The sequence below is a fragment of the Hymenobacter perfusus genome, from assembly GCF_003944765.1.
In the GTDB taxonomy this organism is placed as follows: domain Bacteria; phylum Bacteroidota; class Bacteroidia; order Cytophagales; family Hymenobacteraceae; genus Hymenobacter; species Hymenobacter perfusus.
The window spans coordinates 423,681-439,853 of sequence record NZ_RWIU01000004.1; the positions used below are offsets into that span (position 1 = coordinate 423,681).

The 16,173-nt window shown below is 58.1% G+C and carries 12 protein-coding genes; 7 read left to right on the forward strand and 5 right to left on the reverse strand.

All coding sequences use genetic code 11. The features are described 5' to 3' along the window. Positions 1-58 precede the first annotated feature (58 nt). The 4 genes from EI293_RS14145 to EI293_RS14160 all read right to left on the reverse strand — a co-directional run bounded on the left by EI293_RS14145 (position 59) and on the right by EI293_RS14160 (position 3,373). On the reverse strand, positions 59-625 hold the full coding sequence (locus tag EI293_RS14145; protein ID WP_125438920.1) for a hypothetical protein: 567 nt from the start codon (positions 623-625) through the stop codon (positions 59-61). Positions 626-989: 364 nt separating this feature from the next. Beyond that, positions 990-1,793 (reverse strand): N-acetylmuramic acid 6-phosphate etherase, encoded by an 804-nt coding sequence (murQ, locus tag EI293_RS14150; RefSeq protein WP_125438922.1) that lies wholly within the window; start codon positions 1,791-1,793, stop codon positions 990-992. Between the two features lie 38 nt (positions 1,794-1,831). Beyond that, on the reverse strand, positions 1,832-2,125 hold the full coding sequence (locus tag EI293_RS14155) for a cytochrome b5 domain-containing protein (RefSeq protein ID WP_246010647.1): 294 nt from the start codon (positions 2,123-2,125) through the stop codon (positions 1,832-1,834). A 63-nt stretch (positions 2,126-2,188) separates the two neighbouring features. Next, positions 2,189-3,373, reverse strand: coding sequence for a formimidoylglutamase (locus EI293_RS14160; protein ID WP_125438926.1), 1,185 nt, complete (start codon positions 3,371-3,373; stop codon positions 2,189-2,191). A 204-nt stretch (positions 3,374-3,577) separates the two neighbouring features. On the opposite strand from EI293_RS14160, the gene EI293_RS14165 reads away from it, so the two are divergent. The 7 genes from EI293_RS14165 to EI293_RS14195 all read left to right on the forward strand — a co-directional run bounded on the left by EI293_RS14165 (position 3,578) and on the right by EI293_RS14195 (position 14,118). Beyond that, a complete protein-coding gene (locus EI293_RS14165) occupies positions 3,578-5,377 on the forward strand; it encodes an AMP-dependent synthetase/ligase (RefSeq protein ID WP_125438928.1) in 1,800 nt (599 codons plus the stop codon). A 152-nt stretch (positions 5,378-5,529) separates the two neighbouring features. Continuing rightward, the gene (locus tag EI293_RS14170; RefSeq protein ID WP_125438930.1) at positions 5,530-6,006 is read left to right on the forward strand and encodes a MarR family winged helix-turn-helix transcriptional regulator; all 477 of its coding nucleotides are present in this window, start codon (positions 5,530-5,532) and stop codon (positions 6,004-6,006) included. Positions 6,007-6,163: 157 nt separating this feature from the next. Further along, positions 6,164-8,572, forward strand: a complete 2,409-nt coding sequence (locus tag EI293_RS14175) for a 3-hydroxyacyl-CoA dehydrogenase/enoyl-CoA hydratase family protein (protein WP_125438932.1) — start codon at positions 6,164-6,166, stop codon at positions 8,570-8,572. Between the two features lie 194 nt (positions 8,573-8,766). Then, positions 8,767-9,945, forward strand: coding sequence for an acetyl-CoA C-acyltransferase (locus EI293_RS14180; RefSeq protein ID WP_125438934.1), 1,179 nt, complete (start codon positions 8,767-8,769; stop codon positions 9,943-9,945). A gap of 60 nt (positions 9,946-10,005) precedes the next feature. Beyond that, positions 10,006-10,326 (forward strand): 50S ribosome-binding protein YggL, encoded by a 321-nt coding sequence (locus tag EI293_RS14185; protein ID WP_170170380.1) that lies wholly within the window; start codon positions 10,006-10,008, stop codon positions 10,324-10,326. Positions 10,327-10,515: 189 nt separating this feature from the next. Next, on the forward strand, positions 10,516-12,303 hold the full coding sequence (locus EI293_RS14190; protein ID WP_125438938.1) for an acyl-CoA dehydrogenase family protein: 1,788 nt from the start codon (positions 10,516-10,518) through the stop codon (positions 12,301-12,303). A 390-nt stretch (positions 12,304-12,693) separates the two neighbouring features. Continuing rightward, complete coding sequence (locus EI293_RS14195) at positions 12,694-14,118, forward strand: Glu/Leu/Phe/Val family dehydrogenase (protein ID WP_125438940.1); 1,425 nt, start codon at positions 12,694-12,696, stop codon at positions 14,116-14,118. 132 nt (positions 14,119-14,250) lie between these two features. Here EI293_RS14195 and EI293_RS14200 read toward each other — a convergent pair whose 3' ends face one another. After that, positions 14,251-15,702, reverse strand: a complete 1,452-nt coding sequence (locus EI293_RS14200) for a hypothetical protein (RefSeq protein WP_125438942.1) — start codon at positions 15,700-15,702, stop codon at positions 14,251-14,253. Positions 15,703-16,173 lie beyond the last annotated feature (471 nt).

Sequence of the window (16,173 nt, forward strand, 5' to 3'; positions counted from 1 at the left end):
AGCATCGGTTGTGAAGACCGGTTAAAATACCGGCGGGTTCACTCATCAGTTTACCACCTTACCCCAAACGGCGCTGCAACAGGTTATCCACTACTTCGAACAGCTTGCGCGGGGCATAGGTACGCCAGGGCAGGTCATCCAGCTGGCCGCCGAAATTGAGGTAGGAATCTACGTTGTACTGGCGCATTTCGCGGATAACGTGCTCCTGAAAGTTGACGGCCGCAATCCAGCCATCTTCCACGTCCTCAAACCACTCTTCGTAATACGAATCATCGGAGCCGTGGAAGTTGAACACGTTTTCGCCGATGAGCACGAATTTGCGGATACCCTCGTGCGTCATCAGGTCGATGATGTTGCGTTTGAGCAGCATCACGTCGTTTTCAATAGCATCATTCCACTCGCCGATAAACTCAAGAATAGCCGCCTCCGCCTCATAATCCACAAACAGAATTTTCAGGTACAGCGTCTCCGAATCGAGGCTGTCCCACTGCGGATGGATATAGTAACCGTAAATGGTATTGACGTAGCTGTCGAGGCTATTCTCAGCCTCGAACAAAGGGGAGCGGGGGTCTTCGTTGGCCTGATATTGATCCAGCCAGGCGTAATGCGGCTCGAGGGTGTGCATAGAGGAAGGCAGATTGCTTACAACACGAAACGGTAAGCAATAGCAATGTGTTCGGCTACGAGAATGTTCCGCAACAGAATAGCAGGTAAAGCGACATACTGCCAAGTAGCAGTCCGGGCAGTCCAAACAATAAAGCCCATAGTCCTTGGAACCAGTGCTTGCCTCGGAATGCGGCTAGGCTTAAAACAAGTAATACAAGCGCTAGAGGTAGAAAGATACTTCCACCGTCACTTAAGCTCATCAACGCATCACTCGGGTCTAGTTGTAGGACGAGATAAGTCAGCCCCGTTTGCGCTAAAGATAACGCAGCAATAAGCCAGGGTGTGATGGGGGCGTATGCTGGAATGATGCGCATACGCTTCGGTCATGCCTTATACGCCACCAGCGCCGCCCGCACCGAGCCGTGCTGCCGGAGCAATTCAGCGGCTTCGGGCTGAGCAATGCGTAGCTCGTCCATCAGCATTTTCTCGCCCCGATCCACCAGTTTGGCGTTGCTGAGCTGCATATCCACCATTTTGTTGCCCTTCACGCGGCCTAGACGAATGAACGTGGCCGTAGTCAGCATGTTGAGGACCAGCTTCTGGGCAGTGCCGGCCTTGAGGCGGGTGCTGCCGGTAACAAACTCGGGGCCCGTTACTACTTCCACCGGAAACTCGGCCACAGCCGCCACCCCGGAACCCGCGTTGCACACGATGCAGCCCGTTGCCGTCCCGTGCCGGCGGGCCTGCTCCAGCCCGCCAATCACGTAGGGTGTACGGCCGGAAGCGGCAATACCCACTACAATATCCTGCTCATTGATGTCATAGGCCCGCAGGTCACGCCAAGCCTGTTCTGCGTCGTCCTCGGCGTTTTCCACGGCCTTCCGAATGGCTGTGTCGCCGCCCGCAATGATACCAATAACCACACCGTGGGGTACGCCGAAGGTGGGCGGGCACTCGGAAGCGTCCAGAATACCGAGCCGGCCGCTGGTGCCTGCCCCGATGTAAAACAACCGGCCGCCGGCCGCCAAACGGGCTACGGTGGCCTCTACCAGCGCCTCAATTTGCGGAAGTGCCTTCGCCACGGCCTGCGGTACGGTCTGGTCTACGCTGTTGATGCCCGCCAGCAGCTCCGCCGTCGAGAGGGTTTCGAGGTTATTGAAAACGGAAGGACTTTCGGTAGTATTCATGCGGGCAGAACAGGAAGGAAAACAGACTATCGGCCGGATCAGGCCAGCCGCCCGATAACCGGGAATTTGTCAAAAACGTTGGGCGTGTGCGGGGCGTCGTGGTCCAGTTCCCGGGTCAGGTCCTGGCCGGCCCAGTGCTCGTAGTGGTTGCCGCGCTTCCAGAGGCGGGAGCGGGTGACATCGTAAATATTGCCGTGGTACGCCACCCAGATTTCGTCCCGGTCCTGCCCGTTGCGCAAAGCCAGTTGGCCGCGGGTGTACGTGGGCAGATCGGAGTTGTTAGTTGCTGGTTTTTGGTTGTTGGGCGCGGACTTGCCTGAGTCTGCTGACAAGTCTGAGGATACATCATTCATAAGAAGCCAAAAACCAAAAACGAGTACCCAAAAACCAATAAGCTACCCTAGCAGGGCCTGCGTCAGGATCCAGCGGTGGGGCAGGTCGCCCTGGGCTGCGTGCAAGTAATCTTGGTAGCTGCAAGGCACAATGCGCTTCACGTTGCCCGCCAGGTTTACAACCTCCATCCACCAGCGGTCCGTTTGCTGCGACTTGTAGAACACAATCCGGTCGGGGCCGTCCAGCTCAACGTCGTCTAGGGGGCTGTAATCAGGTGGACCATGCAGACCGGCGGCGTAGCGTACGAAGCTGGGACCCCGAAACTCGGTTTCGCGGCGGCGGTGGTAGTACCCTTCGATGAAGTACCAGAGCATGGTGGCCAGTACCATAGCGGCCAGCCCGTGCGTGTCGTAATCGGGACGGTAGCCGTAGAGGCCGAACGAAGTAAGCTGGTCGTTGCAGCCCGCGTACCAGGCCAGCTTGGCCGCTTCCTCGTTGGTAAGCCCGAACGGATTGGCCGGGTAGTAGCCGGGCGCGTCGTTCCAGCGCAGGGCCGCAATGTCAATGCTTACGAAGTCGGCCTGCCGCAGCAACGGTTCTGCCTGCCGGATGTCGTCGCGGATCTGGCCCACGCGCAACGTTTCGAAATGCAGCTTTTCCAGGGCCGTTAGCACATCGGGCGCCACCAAATATTGCTGGTGAGCCAGTTGGGCGAAGTTGAATAGGAAACTGGGCTCGTGCAGCAGCATCCGCCGCAGGTGGCTATCTTCGGAATACGCCGAATCGGGCTCCGCCATATCCACGCGCGCATCAATGGTGGCGAAGCTCACGGGCCGGTCCAGGGTTTCGTAGGCGAGGAACTGGCCGTAGTCCAAGTCGTGAGAGCCGCCCAGCAGCAGCGGAACCGTACCCTGTTCCAGCAGGGCCGCAATAATTTCCCGTAATCGTTGATACGTGTCCTCCAGCGTGAGGCCCGGGCGCAGATTGCCCAGATCCACCAGCCGGCACGGACCAGTGCCTTTCTGCAGGCGATACAGGTAGCGGCGTACCGCGTCAGCCCCGTGCGTAGCGGGAGAGCCGGCCGCACTGCCACGCCATTCGTCCAGTCCAATCAGGGCCAGATCAGCCGCCCGCCAGTCCGGAAACGCGTCCAGAAAGGGCGTGACGTAGCCGGCCAGAGTGGTGGTGGGGGATGCAGAAGCTACCAGCTCTTCGGCGAGCGGGTCAAAAAAGATGGCCAGATTCATCGTGCGCGGAGGGAGCAGACTCCGACAAAGCTACGCAAAAGCGGGCCACGGCCCTATCGGGGTTTTGCAGGCAATAGGAGCTTTCCCGCGAAAAAAGTAGTTATTTAAGCGGTAGTTCCTGTCCGGCTTGCTTTCCGGCGCCGTAGGCAGGCTACTGTTGTTCTCATCTCCAGTTGCCCATCCCACCAACGTCTCCACCACCGCATGGACATCCGCCGTACGTTCGATTTGCTGCCCCAGCTGCAGCAGAAATACAACAAGCCCGACTGCTTCGCCCACAAGCTCAACGGCCAGTACACCCCCATCAGCACCGATACCGTCATCGAGAAAGTCAACCAGGTGAGCCTGGGCTTGCGCAGCCTCGGCATCGGCAAAGATGATAAGGTGGCCATCATTTCGATGAACCGGCCGGAGTGGATGTTTGCTGACTTTGGCATTGCGCAGTTGGGCGCCACCAGTGTGCCCATGTACCCCAGCATCACGGTGGAAGACTACAAATATATCTTCACCGATGCCGGCGTAAAGGCCGTGTTTGTGTCGGATCAGAAGCTGTACGACAAGGTGAAGGAAGCCACGCAGGGCCTGGATATTCCGGCGCAGAACGTCTTCACCTTCGATGAGGTAGCCGGCGCCCGCCACTTCAACGAGCTGCTGGAGCTGGGCAAAAAAGGCAACTCTGCCGACCTGGAGCCGATTAAAGCCGCCGTAGAGCCCCACGACCTGCTGACGCTGATTTACACCTCGGGCACCACCGGCCAGCCCAAAGGTGTGATGCTGAGCCACAACAACATCCTCAGCAACTGCCGCAACGCCCAGCCGTTCGTGCCCGTCACCGAAAACGACAAGGCCCTAAGCTTCCTGCCGCTTTGCCACATCTTCGAGCGAATGGTGACGCACATCTACCTGCTCAACGGCGTGAGCATCTATTACGCCGAGAGCATGGAAAGCATTGCCGAAAACCTGCGCGAGGTGAAGCCCGAAATCTTCACTACCGTGCCGCGCCTGCTGGAAAAAGTGTACGACAAGATTGTGGCAAAAGGCCACGAGCAGACCGGCGTCAAGAAAAGCCTGTTCTTCTGGGCGCTCAACCTGGGCCTGAAATTCGACAACCAGAAGGACGGCGGCTTCCTCTATAACACGCAGCTGGCGCTGGCTAACAAGCTTATCTTCAGCAAGTGGCGCGAGGCACTGGGCGGCAACCTGCGCTGCATCGTGAGCGGCGGCGGGGCGTTGCAGCCGCGTTTGGCCCGCGTGTTCTGGGCCGGCGGCATTCGGGTGATGGAAGGCTACGGCCTCACGGAAACCTCCCCGGTAATTGCCGTGGGCGGCTACGAGCCTGAAAACAACATGATTGGCACTGTAGGCCCCATCATCGACAACACCGAGGTGAAATTCGCCCCCGACGGCGAAATCCTCACCAAGTCGGAGTCGGTGATGCTGGGCTACTACAACAAGCCCGAGCTGACGGCCAAGGAGTTCGACGTCGACGGCTGGTTCCACACCGGCGACATCGGCGAACTGGTAGATGGCAAGTTCCTGAAAATCACCGACCGCAAGAAGGAGATGTTCAAGACCTCGGGCGGCAAGTACATTGCCCCGCAGGTCATTGAAGGCAAGCTTAAGGAGTCGCCGCTGGTGGAGCAGTGCATGGTGGTCGGCGACGGCCAGAAGTTCGCCTCCGCCCTCGTCATCCCCGCCTTCGACGACCTGAAGGGCTGGTGCAAGCGCAACGGCGTGGACTGCAACTGCTCCAACGAGGAGCTGGTGAAGAATGAGAAGGTGGTGAAGATGTACAACGAGCTGGTAAACAAGTACAACGGCAGCTTCGCGCAGTGGGAGCAGGTGAAGCGCATTGCCCTGCTGCCCCAGCTCTGGACCGTGGAAACCGGCGAAATGACGCCTACCATGAAGGTGAAGCGCAAGATCATCACCCAGAACAACCAGGAAATCATCGAGGGCCTGTACCAGAACGCCGAGAAGCCGGCCGGTGCTGGCGGCCACTAGGTCCGGCAAAGTCCGGTAGCTTGTCCGGCCCGCCTGCCGCTTTGCGGTGGGCGGGCCGCTTGCCGGATAGGAGAGTGCCAAATTTTTTTGGCTAACTTAGTATGCAAGCATAACAGTTTTCTGTATGTTTACCGGACTTGCAGTACCCTCCCATGACTCCCGAAGAAACCGTCGATTATAACATCAAAGTTGCCTGGCACGCCATTTCGCGTATGTATAATACGCAGGCCGCCAAGCACGACATCACCACGAGCATCGGCTTCGTGCTGCTGAACATCGACCAGGAAAACGGCACGCCGGCTACCAAAATAGCGCCGCTGCTGGGCCTCGAAACCCGCTCCCTGACGCGCATTCTGCGCTCTATGGAAGAAAAAGGCCTGATCTATAAACAAGCTGACACCCAGGACAAACGCTCGGTGCGCATCTTCCTGACCGAGGAAGGCCTGCGCGGCAAGGAAATTTCCCGCCAGACGGTGCGCCACTTCAACCTGAAGGTGCGCGACAAAATCCCGCAGAGCGAGCTGAACGTGTTCTTTAAGGTAGTCGGCCAGATTACGGGCATGATTGAGGGCAAAACGCTCTACGACGATTTCAAGCTGAAACCCTTGCGCTCCGAGTCGCCGGCCTAGCCGGGCGGCGCGGAGTTTTTTTTACGGGCTGGCCTTTTGCCGAAAGGGCCGCCCGTTTGCGTAAGAACTCGGCATGACGACTAGTTCCGGTCTTTGACTGACGATTAGTATCTGACAACCAATAACTTATTTCTTCCCACCTCATTCCTCCCCACGAATGAATCGTACCATCAAAAAAGTAGCCGTTTTGGGCTCCGGGGTGATGGGCTCGCGCATTGCGTGCCACTTCGCCAACATCGGTGTGCAGGTACTGCTGCTCGACATTGCGCCCAAGGAGCTGCTGCCCGCCGAAGAGGCCAAAGGCCTGAAGCTGGACAACCCGGCCGTGAAGAACCGCATCGTGAATGCCTCGTTGCAGGCAGCCGTGGCGGCCAATCCGTCGCCGCTCTACCGCAAGGCTGATGCCGCCCGCATCAAGACCGGCAACTTCGACGACAACCTCAAGGACATTGCCGGCTGCGACTGGACGATTGAGGTGGTAGTGGAACGTCTCGACATCAAAAAAAGCCTGTTTGAGCGCGTAGAGCAGTTCCGCAAGCCCGGCACGCTCATCACCTCTAACACCAGCGGCATTCCGATTCATATGATGACGGAAGGCCGGTCCGACGACTTCCGGAAGCACTTCTGCGGCACGCACTTCTTCAACCCACCCCGCTACCTGAAGCTGCTGGAAATCATCCCGACGCCGGAAACCGACAAGTCGGTGGTGGATTTCCTGATGCACTACGGCGACCTGTACCTGGGTAAAACCACCGTATTGGCCAAGGATACCCCGGCCTTCATTGCCAACCGCGTGGGCGTTTTCGCTATCATGGACGTGGTGCAGGTGATGAGCGAACTGGGCCTGACGGTGGAGGAAGTAGACAAGCTGACGGGTCCGGTTATCGGCCACGCCAAGTCGGCCACGTTCCGCACTTCCGACGTGGTGGGGCTGGATACGATGATCAACGTGGCCAACGGCCTCGCCCAGAACCTGCCCAACGACGAAGCCAAGCACGTGTTCCAGCTGCCCGACTTCATCAAGAAGATGGCCGAGAACAAGTGGCTGGGCGACAAAACCGCTCAGGGCTTCTACAAAAAAGTGAAGGGCGCCGGCGGCAAGTCGGAAATTCAGGCCCTCGACCTGAACACGCTGGAGTACAAGCCCAGCGCCAAGGTGAAGTTTGCCACCCTGGAAGCCACCAAGCCGATTGAGAAGCTGGCGGACCGCTTCAAGGTGCTGGCCGCCGGCAAAGACAAGGCTGGGGACTTCTACCGCAAGACCTTCGCAGGCCTGTTTGCCTACGTGAGCAACCGAATTCCGGAAATCACCGACTCGCTCTACAAGATTGACGATGCTCTGCGCGCCGGCTTCGGCTGGGACCTGGGCCCCTTCGAAACCTGGGATGCCTTGGGTGTGCAGAAGGGCCTGGAGCTGGCCAAGGCTGAAGGCAAAACCATAGCGCCCTGGGTAGAGGAGATGGTAGCCGCCGGCCACACTGCCTTCTACAAAGTGAGCGAAGCGGGCGTGAAGCAGTTCTACGACATCGAGTCGAAGAGCTACCAAGCCATTCCGGGCATGGAGAACTTCATCATTCTGGATAACCTGCGCGCCACGGGCAAAGTGCTGTGGAAAAACGCCGGGGCCTCGGTGCTTGATATGGGCGACGGTATCCTGAACGTGGAGTTCCACTCGAAGATGAACGCGCTGGGTTCCGACGTAATCCAGGGCTTGCTGAAAGGCGTGGAGCTGGCTGAAAAGGACTTCCGCGGCCTCGTGGTGGGCAACGACGCGCCGAACTTCTCGGCCGGCGCCAACCTGGGCCTCGTGTACATGTTCGCGCTGGACCAGGAGTACGATGAGCTGAACCTGATGATTGCCCAGTTCCAGCAGGCCATGATGCGGATGCGCTACAGCAGCATTCCGGTGGTGGGCGCGCCCCACGGCCTGGCCCTTGGCGGCGGCTGCGAGTTGAACCTGCACTGCGACCGGGTGGTAGCGGCGGCCGAAACCTACATGGGCCTCGTGGAATTCGGCGTAGGCCTGATTCCGGGCGGCGGCGGCACCAAGGAAATGACCCTGCGTACCGCCCTCAAGTACGAGGAAGGTGAGCCGGAGTACAACCTGCTGCGCAACGCCTTCATGACGGTGAGCACCGCCAAAGTATCCACCTCGGCCCACGAAGCCTTCGACCTGGGCTTCCTGCGCCGCGGCGACGAAGTGGTGGTGAACTCCAACCGCGTACTGGCCCAGGCCAAAGCCGCCGCCATTGAGCTGGCCGAGGATGGCTACACCCAGCCGCTGCAGAAAACCAACATCAAGGTGCAGGGCAAAGGCGCCCTGGGCATGTTCCTGACTGGCGTGCACGCCATGAAGCAGGGCAACTACATCTCCGACCACGACGTGAAGATTGCCAACAAGCTGGCCTACATCATGTGCGGCGGCGACCTGAGCAGCCCCACCGAAGTATCGGAGCAGTACCTGCTGGACCTGGAGCGCGAAGCCTTCCTCAGCCTCACCGGCGAACGGAAAACGCTGGAGCGGATTCAAAGCATCCTGACGACTGGCAAACCGCTGCGGAACTAACAACGGTGGCCTCACCCCCTAGCCCCCTCTCCGAAAAGAGAGGGGGAACTAGCCCTAGAAAAACTAGATTTTAGTTTTAGCGCTGCCCCTCATAGCAGAACGAAAACTAGCCTCTAGTCCCCCCTCTCCTTTTCGGAGAGGGGGCTAGGGGGTGAGGCGACTAGAGCTACCCACCTTCTCTAAGACTCAAAACCATGAACGCATATATCGTAGCAGGCTACCGCACGGCCGTTGGCAAAGCCAACCGTGGCGGTTTCCGCTTCACCCGCCCCGATGACCTCGCCGCCGACGTCATCAAGCACCTGGTGGCCTCGGTGCCCCAGCTGGACCCCACCCGCATCGACGACGTGATTGTGGGCAATGCCGTACCGGAGGCCGAGCAGGGCCTGCAGATGGGCCGCCTGATTTCGCTGCTGGCACTGCCGATGAACGTGTCGGGCCTCATCGTGAACCGCTACTGCGGCTCCGGCGTGGAAACCATTGCCATGGCCGCCGGTAAAATTGCCGCCGGTATGGCCGACTGCATCGTGGCCGGTGGTACCGAAAGCATGAGCCTGGTGCCTACCGTGGGCTGGAAAACCGTGCCCAATTACAAGCTCGCCCAGCAGCACCCCGACTACTACCTCGGCATGGGCCTCACCGCCGAAGCCGTGGCCCAGGATTACGGCATCACCCGCGAAGACCAGGACCAGTTTGCCTACAACTCCCACCAGAAGGCCATCAAAGCCATTCAGGAAGGTAAGTTCAAGGACCAGATTGTGCCCGTAACCGTGGAGGAAACCTACCTCGACCAGGCCACCGGTAAAAAGAAAAACCGCTCGTTCGTAGTGGACACCGACGAAGGCCCCCGCGCCGATACCTCCCTAGAGGCCCTAGGCAAGCTGCGCCCGGTGTTTGCGGCCAACGGCTCGGTAACGGCCGGTAACTCCTCGCAGACCTCCGACGGTGCCGCTTTCGTCATCGTTATGTCGGAGCGCATGGTGAAGGAGCTGAACTTAGAGCCGATTGCCCGCATGGTGACCTACGCCACCGAAGGCATCGACCCGCGCATCATGGGCATGGGCCCCATTAAGGCCGTGCCGAAGGCGCTGCGCCAAGCCGGCATGAAGCTCCAGGATATCGACCTATTCGAGCTCAACGAGGCCTTCGCCTCCCAAAGCCTCGCCGTAATGCGTGAGCTGGACATGGACCAGAGCAAAGTGAACGTGAACGGCGGCGCCATTGCCCTCGGTCACCCGCTGGGCTGCTCCGGCGCTAAGCTCAGCATCCAGCTGTTCCACGAGCTGCGTGCCCGGGGCCAGAAGTACGGCATGGTAACCGCCTGCGTCGGCGGCGGCCAGGGCGTAGCCGGCATCTACGAGCTGCTGAAGTAACCTAATGCTGGGATGAATTGCCCAACGGGCTTCGTCCCAGCACTGCTTTTTGAACGGACTATGAAAAAGCGACTTCGGAAGAAGACATACCGTAGCGAATTTCAGGAATTCGGCTGGTACGTCACCCTCGTTTTAAAGAGCGATGCGGCCCAGCAAGGCTCCTCGCTGTGGGAGCCCCTGATGGCGCAGGTAGACGACTTGGACCTAATGATGGGTGGCTCCCTGGTGTCCTTCTTCGTGCAGCCCGTGATTCGGATAACCAAGGAGCAGACCCAGCACCGCCAACAGCAGCTGCAGCAGTGGCTAACCCAGCGGCCCGAAGTGGCCCAGGCGACCAGCTCGGCCCTGACGGACGCCTGGTATGGGCCTTTCCCACGGTAACCTTTGAAAAGAGAAGCTCTGACTTGGTTGGAGCTTCTTTTTTCAGAAAGTAGTCGGCAAGCATAACATATTTTTGTATCTTTCGGTACGACAAAACAACGGGGCTTACTTGCCGGTAAATAGTAGGTAAGCCGAGTAGTTTCTGGTTTTGACTTCAACATTTCCCACTCAATTCAACCTTCACCCATCATGGAAGTAGCTAACCAACTTGTGAAAGGCGGCGAGTTTATCATCAAGGAAACCGACGCCCAGGACGTATTCACGCCCGCCGATTTTTCGGAGGAGCAGAACATGATGCACCAGACCGCTCTCGACTTCGTGGAGAAGGAAGTGCAGCCGCTGCTCGAGCGCCTCGATAACCACGAGGAAGGACTTATGCGCGGCCTGATGGAAAAGGCTGGCCAGCTGGGCCTGTTCGGCGTGAGTATTCCCGAGCAGTACGGCGGACTGGACATGGACTTCCCCACGTCGCTGCGCGTGACGGAGGGTGTGGGTGGTGGCCACTCGTTCCCGGTGGCCTTCGCGGCCCACACGGGCATTGCCATGCTGCCCATTCTATACTTCGGCAACGAGGAGCAGAAAGCCAAATACCTGCCCGGCCTCACCAACGGTGAGCTGATGGGTGCCTACTGCCTCACCGAGCCCGGCTCCGGTTCCGACGCCCTGGGCGCCAAAACCAAAGCCATGCCCACCGAAGACGGCGAGCATTATGTGCTCAACGGCCAGAAAATGTGGATTACGAACGGTGGTTTCGCCGACGTATTCATCGTTTTCGCTCAGGTGGACGGTGATAAGTTCACCGGCTTCATCATCGAGAAAGAAACGCCCGGCCTGAGCCTCGGCAACGAGGAGCACAAGATGGGCATCAAGGGTTCCTCGACCCGCCAGGTGTTCCTGTCCGACGTGAAAGTGCCGAAATCGGCGGTGCTGGGCGAGATTGGCAAAGGCCACCTCATTGCCTTCAACATCCTGAACATCGGCCGCATCAAGCTGGCTGCCGCTTGCCTGGGTGCTACCAAAATGGCTTCCACGCTGAGCGTGAAATATGCCAACGAGCGGGTGCAGTTCAAGCTGCCCATCAGCAAGTTCGGCGCTATAAAGTACAAGCTGGCCCAGCAGGCCGTGCGTATCTACGCCGTGGAATCGGCTATTTACCGCGCTGGCATGGACATCTACCGCATGGAGCAGGAGTTGCTCAGCAAAGGCCAGAGCCACAACGAGGCTCTGCTGGGTGCTGCCCGCGAGTTTGCCGTGGAGTGCGCTTTGCTGAAAGTGGAAGGCTCGGAAGTGCTTGACTACGTGGTGGATGAAGGCGTGCAGATCTACGGTGGCTACGGCTTCTCGGCCGACTACCCGATGGACCGCGCTTACCGGGATTCGCGCATCAACCGCATCTTCGAGGGCACCAACGAAATCAACCGCATGCTGCTCGTAGACATGATCCTGAAGAAGGCTATGAAGGGCGAACTGGATCTGATGGGTCCGGCCCAGGCCGTGCAGCAGGAACTGATGGCTATTCCGGACTTCAACCTGGAAGAGGAAACCGGCCTGTTTGCGGCCGAGAAGAAAACCATTGCCAAGCTGAAGAAGGCCATTCTGATGGTAGCCGGTACGGCCGTGCAGAAGTACATGAACTCGCTCGCCAAAGAGCAGGAAGTACTGATGAACATTGCTGATATGGCCATCAAGGTATACACCGCCGAAAGCACCCTGTTGCGCGTGGAGAAAGAAGTCGCCACCAAAGGTGAGGAGGCCGTTTCGACGCAAATCGACATTGCCCGCGTGTACCTCTACGACACCATCGACCAAGTAAACAAGTTCGGCAAAGACGCTATCGGCACCATGACCGAGGGCGACGAGCAGCGTCTGCTAGCCATGGGCCTGAAGCGCTTCACCAAGTCGGACCTCTACAACGCCAAGGAGGCCCGTCGTCGCATCGCCGACCACCTCATTGCCGCCAACGAGTACACCTACTAAATCACAGATTGACGCGGATTCTTTCGCGGATTTCACGGATTTTGTGGACGGTGCTGGCAGGCGCTTTCTACTAACCGTGAAGCCGGGAAAACCTCAGGAAACAGCAAGCCGCTCCCGGTTCGGGGGCGGCTTGCTGCGTATTTGGCCTATTGTCATTCCGACCAAAGGGAGGAATCTGGGCGGGGCCGCTAGAACGTTGTAGAGACGCAACATTTTGCGTCTCGTCGTTGCTAATGTTGTTTGATATGCGCGGTGCCGTTGTTCAACGACGAGACGCAAAATATTGCGTCTCTACAACGTTCTAGCGGCCTTAAAAACGCAGTTAGGCACAACGCCAACGGTCGGGCTGCCGTTTGCTGATACATCTCCCACCTTCAATTCCATCCACTTATGGCCAACGAACAGGTACAGGGCAAGGACTTCTACGAGAGCGTGCTGCGGTTTTACGACCACGCGGCCAGCTTCTCCAAGCTCGACCCCGGCATTATCGCCCAGATCCGGGCCTGCAACAGCATTTATAAGGTCAACTTCCCGGTGGAAGTAGACGGTCACGTGCAGGTGTTCGAAGGCATTCGGGTGCAGCACAGCCACCACAAGCTGCCCAGCAAGGGCGGCATTCGGTACAGCGTATATGTAGATGAGGAGGAAGTAATGGCCCTGGCCACGCTCATGACCTTCAAGTGTGCGCTGGTAGACGTGCCGTTCGGCGGCGCAAAAGGCGGCGTGAAGATCAACCCGCGCACTACGCCCGTCAATATCCTGGAGCGCGTGACGCGGCGCTACGCCAGTGAACTGATCAAAAAGAACCTTATCGGACCTGGCATGGACGTGCCGGCCCCCGATTACGGCACCGGCAGCCGCGAAATGGCCTGGATTGCCGATACGTACATGACCTTCAAGTACGGCGACACCAACGCGCTGGGCTGCGTAACGGGCAAGCCGGTAGGGCAGGGCGGTATCCGGGGGCGGACCGAGGCTACGGGCCTGGGCGTGTTTTACGGGCTGCGTGAGCTGCTGCTGGATGAGCCGATGCTGAAGAAAGCGGGCTTGAGCAGCGGCATTGCCGGTAAGCGCATCATCGTGCAGGGACTGGGCAACGTGGGCTACTACGCGGCTCATTTCTGCCAGGAAGAAGGCGCCCTCATCACCGGCATTGCCGAGCGGGAAGGCGGCATTTACAGCGAGAAAGGCCTCGACGTGGCCGCCGTATTCAAGCACCGCGAGGCAACAGGCTCCATCATGGGGTTCGCCGGGGCGCAGGACGTAGCCGAGTCGTTGGATCTGCTGGAGTACGAGTGCGACGTGCTGCTGCCGGCTGCGCTGGAAAACCAGATTCATGAGGGCAACGCGGCCAACATCAAGGCCAAGATTATTGCCGAAGGAGCCAACGGCCCCACCACGCAGGGCGCCGAGAAAATCCTGCTGGAGAAGGGCATCATCATCCTGCCCGACCTCTACCTCAACGCCGGCGGCGTGACGGTATCTTACTTCGAGTGGCTGAAAAACCTGTCGAACGTGCGGTTTGGCCGCATGGGCAAGCGGGCTGAGGAAGGCGCCATGCGCCGGCTGGTAGCCACCATTGAGCGCACTACCGGCAAGACCATAACGCCGGAAGAACGCCAGCAAATCGTGCATGGTGCCGACGAAATCGACCTCGTACGCTCCGGCCTCGAAGACACGATGATTACCGCCTACCAATCCATCCGCAAGGTGATGGACGAGGTAGAAGGCATCACCGACCTGCGCACCGCCGCTTTCTACAGCGCCATCGAGAAAATCGGCGTCAGCTACCAATCCCTCGGCATCTTTCCATAAACCGACTAACCTGCCAGTATACAAAGAGCCGCTCCTGAAAACAGGAGCGGCTCTTTGCGTTAAAACAGGTATATCAGGACAGATGCGTCAGAACAGATCTGCGGCATCAGGGCCATCTATAACATCTGTGATTTACTTCACCACAATCTTGTTCAGCATCAGGGCCGCTGATTTTTTGCTGGGGCGGCTTACACCGATGAGCGTTTTGGCATCCAGCCAGCCGGTGAAATCCTTGACGTAAGAAGGGTTCTGGTCCGAGGCCACGTTCAGGCCCAGGCCTTTCGGCTCCGATACCACGCCCGTCTGCACGTTCAGGCGGCGCAGGTACAGGTCCGACTTGTTCTTGAGCTTCTCCCAAGTCACCACCTGCACCTCGGGCCCGAATACGGCGGCCCGGTAGCCAATGCTGCTGTAGCCCTCGGTAGCCGGCGCTACCTGGTCCTTGCCGATGATGCTGTGCCAGGTGGGCGACTGGAACTCGTTGTAGCCGAACAGGTGCAGCTCGCGGGTGTGGCCGGGCGAGTCGTCGCCACCTTCCTCGTATTTTTTCTCGGCCACTACCACCAGCTGCTTGTCGTCGGTGAGCAGCAGGTCGGTGAGATACATATCTTCGAGGCGCTTGGCGGCGCTGCCGTTGGCTTTGTTGACTTCGGCTAGGTACTCGGGCGTGAACTTGAACTCGGGCGCGAACTTCATGTCGCCCTCGGCCGAGAAGTCGAACTTCACCACCTTCAGGCTGTGGTAGAGGCCGGTTTCCCGCTCGTTGCAGATGGCGGCGGCGTACAGCGTGTTATCGGCCAGCAGCCGAAAGCGGGTATCAAACACGTTTACCACTTTACCCCCAAACGTACCGCCTACCGATACCGACATCACCTTCACCTCAGGCGAGTCGTTGCGGTAACGGCGCACGGTGAGCTTTTTCATCTCGTCACCTACCAGCGTTACCAGCTGGGAGCCGTCGTTGCCTACGTGTACAGTGCTGGAGAAAAAGCCGCCCTGGTCATGAAAATCATAGGTGCGGTCCTTGACTTTGGTGAGCTTCTCGTCGTAGATGCTGGCGCTTATGGCCTTGATCTGCGCGCCTTGCGTGAGGTAGCGCCACACCACCAGCTTGGTGCCGTCGGGAGAAAAAGACGCGCCGGGCCGCCGGTCACGCGTACCAACTTCGATGAGCTTTTTAACCGGAGTTTTTTGGCCACTAGCTATATCCAAAGTGTAACCTCCTAACTGTTGGGCTGCTCCGGTGGCTTGGTGAACCAATACAGTAATCTGGCTGGTGCTACGGTTGAATCCGTCAATGGCTTCACCAGCGGCTAGAGGGAGAGCCGTACTCCACAGCCGCTTTAAGTCGGCATCATAACGCTCCACCGCATATTCTGTAGCCGACTTGTGAGCCAGAATCACGAAACCGCCGGTGGGTAAGGTCAATGTTTTGCTGCCAACCCGTTGGTTGTACCGGTCATCAGTTTGCTCCGGTAAGTAGCTGAAAGCAGCCGATTTAACCCGTTGGGCTACTGTCGATGCCGGGGCCAGCAGGAGGGTAGCCAAGCCGAAACCAGACGCGAACAATAAAGGAAAACGCACAGACAAAGACAGTTAGGTGAATGAGCAGGCTCAAATCATAAAAATGTACTCTCCAAAGGTATCCAACTTCGGCTGCACTTCGTACACTCCCCGCTTTGCCACGACAATGTTAAGCCTATCACAGAACAAGCCCCTGTGTTTTACAGTCTATTAGTCTGTAAATGAAGGTGGTATCGTTTGGTTGATAAGCTAAACAATAAAAGCATCCATATTCTGAGGGAATAGGCGAAATAGATTGTGAATATAAAAAAGTGTAAATTCTGTATATTCATAGTTCTGTTTTCTTATCCCACAGAAAATAAGTCTTAGGTCGTGGTAAAGGCTTTTTTCCTGTTTTTCTTGTATTTGTTTCAGTCGTTTCTAGGATTACAGGCTTTCCGGTCTGAAATTTGCAAAACGGCCGGAGCCTCATAAACCGGCAGTACCCTATGAAGTCTTTACTACGTTTCTCTCTTATGCTTTCGCTTGTAG

Excerpts from the sequence above, each read along its gene's own strand:
- EI293_RS14165 (WP_125438928.1), top strand. The coding sequence starts at position 3,578 with ATGGACATCCGCCGTACGTTCGATTTGCTGCCCCAGCTGCAGCAGAAA.
- murQ (WP_125438922.1), bottom strand. The coding sequence starts at position 1,793 with ATGAATACTACCGAAAGTCCTTCCGTTTTCAATAACCTCGAAACCCTC.
- EI293_RS14160 (WP_125438926.1), bottom strand. The coding sequence starts at position 3,373 with ATGAATCTGGCCATCTTTTTTGACCCGCTCGCCGAAGAGCTGGTAGCT.
- EI293_RS14190 (WP_125438938.1), top strand. The coding sequence starts at position 10,516 with ATGGAAGTAGCTAACCAACTTGTGAAAGGCGGCGAGTTTATCATCAAG.
- EI293_RS14195 (WP_125438940.1), top strand. The coding sequence starts at position 12,694 with ATGGCCAACGAACAGGTACAGGGCAAGGACTTCTACGAGAGCGTGCTG.
- EI293_RS14180 (WP_125438934.1), top strand. The coding sequence starts at position 8,767 with ATGAACGCATATATCGTAGCAGGCTACCGCACGGCCGTTGGCAAAGCC.
- EI293_RS14170 (WP_125438930.1), top strand. The coding sequence starts at position 5,530 with ATGACTCCCGAAGAAACCGTCGATTATAACATCAAAGTTGCCTGGCAC.
- EI293_RS14175 (WP_125438932.1), top strand. The coding sequence starts at position 6,164 with ATGAATCGTACCATCAAAAAAGTAGCCGTTTTGGGCTCCGGGGTGATG.
- EI293_RS14185 (WP_170170380.1), top strand. The coding sequence starts at position 10,006 with ATGAAAAAGCGACTTCGGAAGAAGACATACCGTAGCGAATTTCAGGAA.
- EI293_RS14145 (WP_125438920.1), bottom strand. The coding sequence starts at position 625 with ATGCACACCCTCGAGCCGCATTACGCCTGGCTGGATCAATATCAGGCC.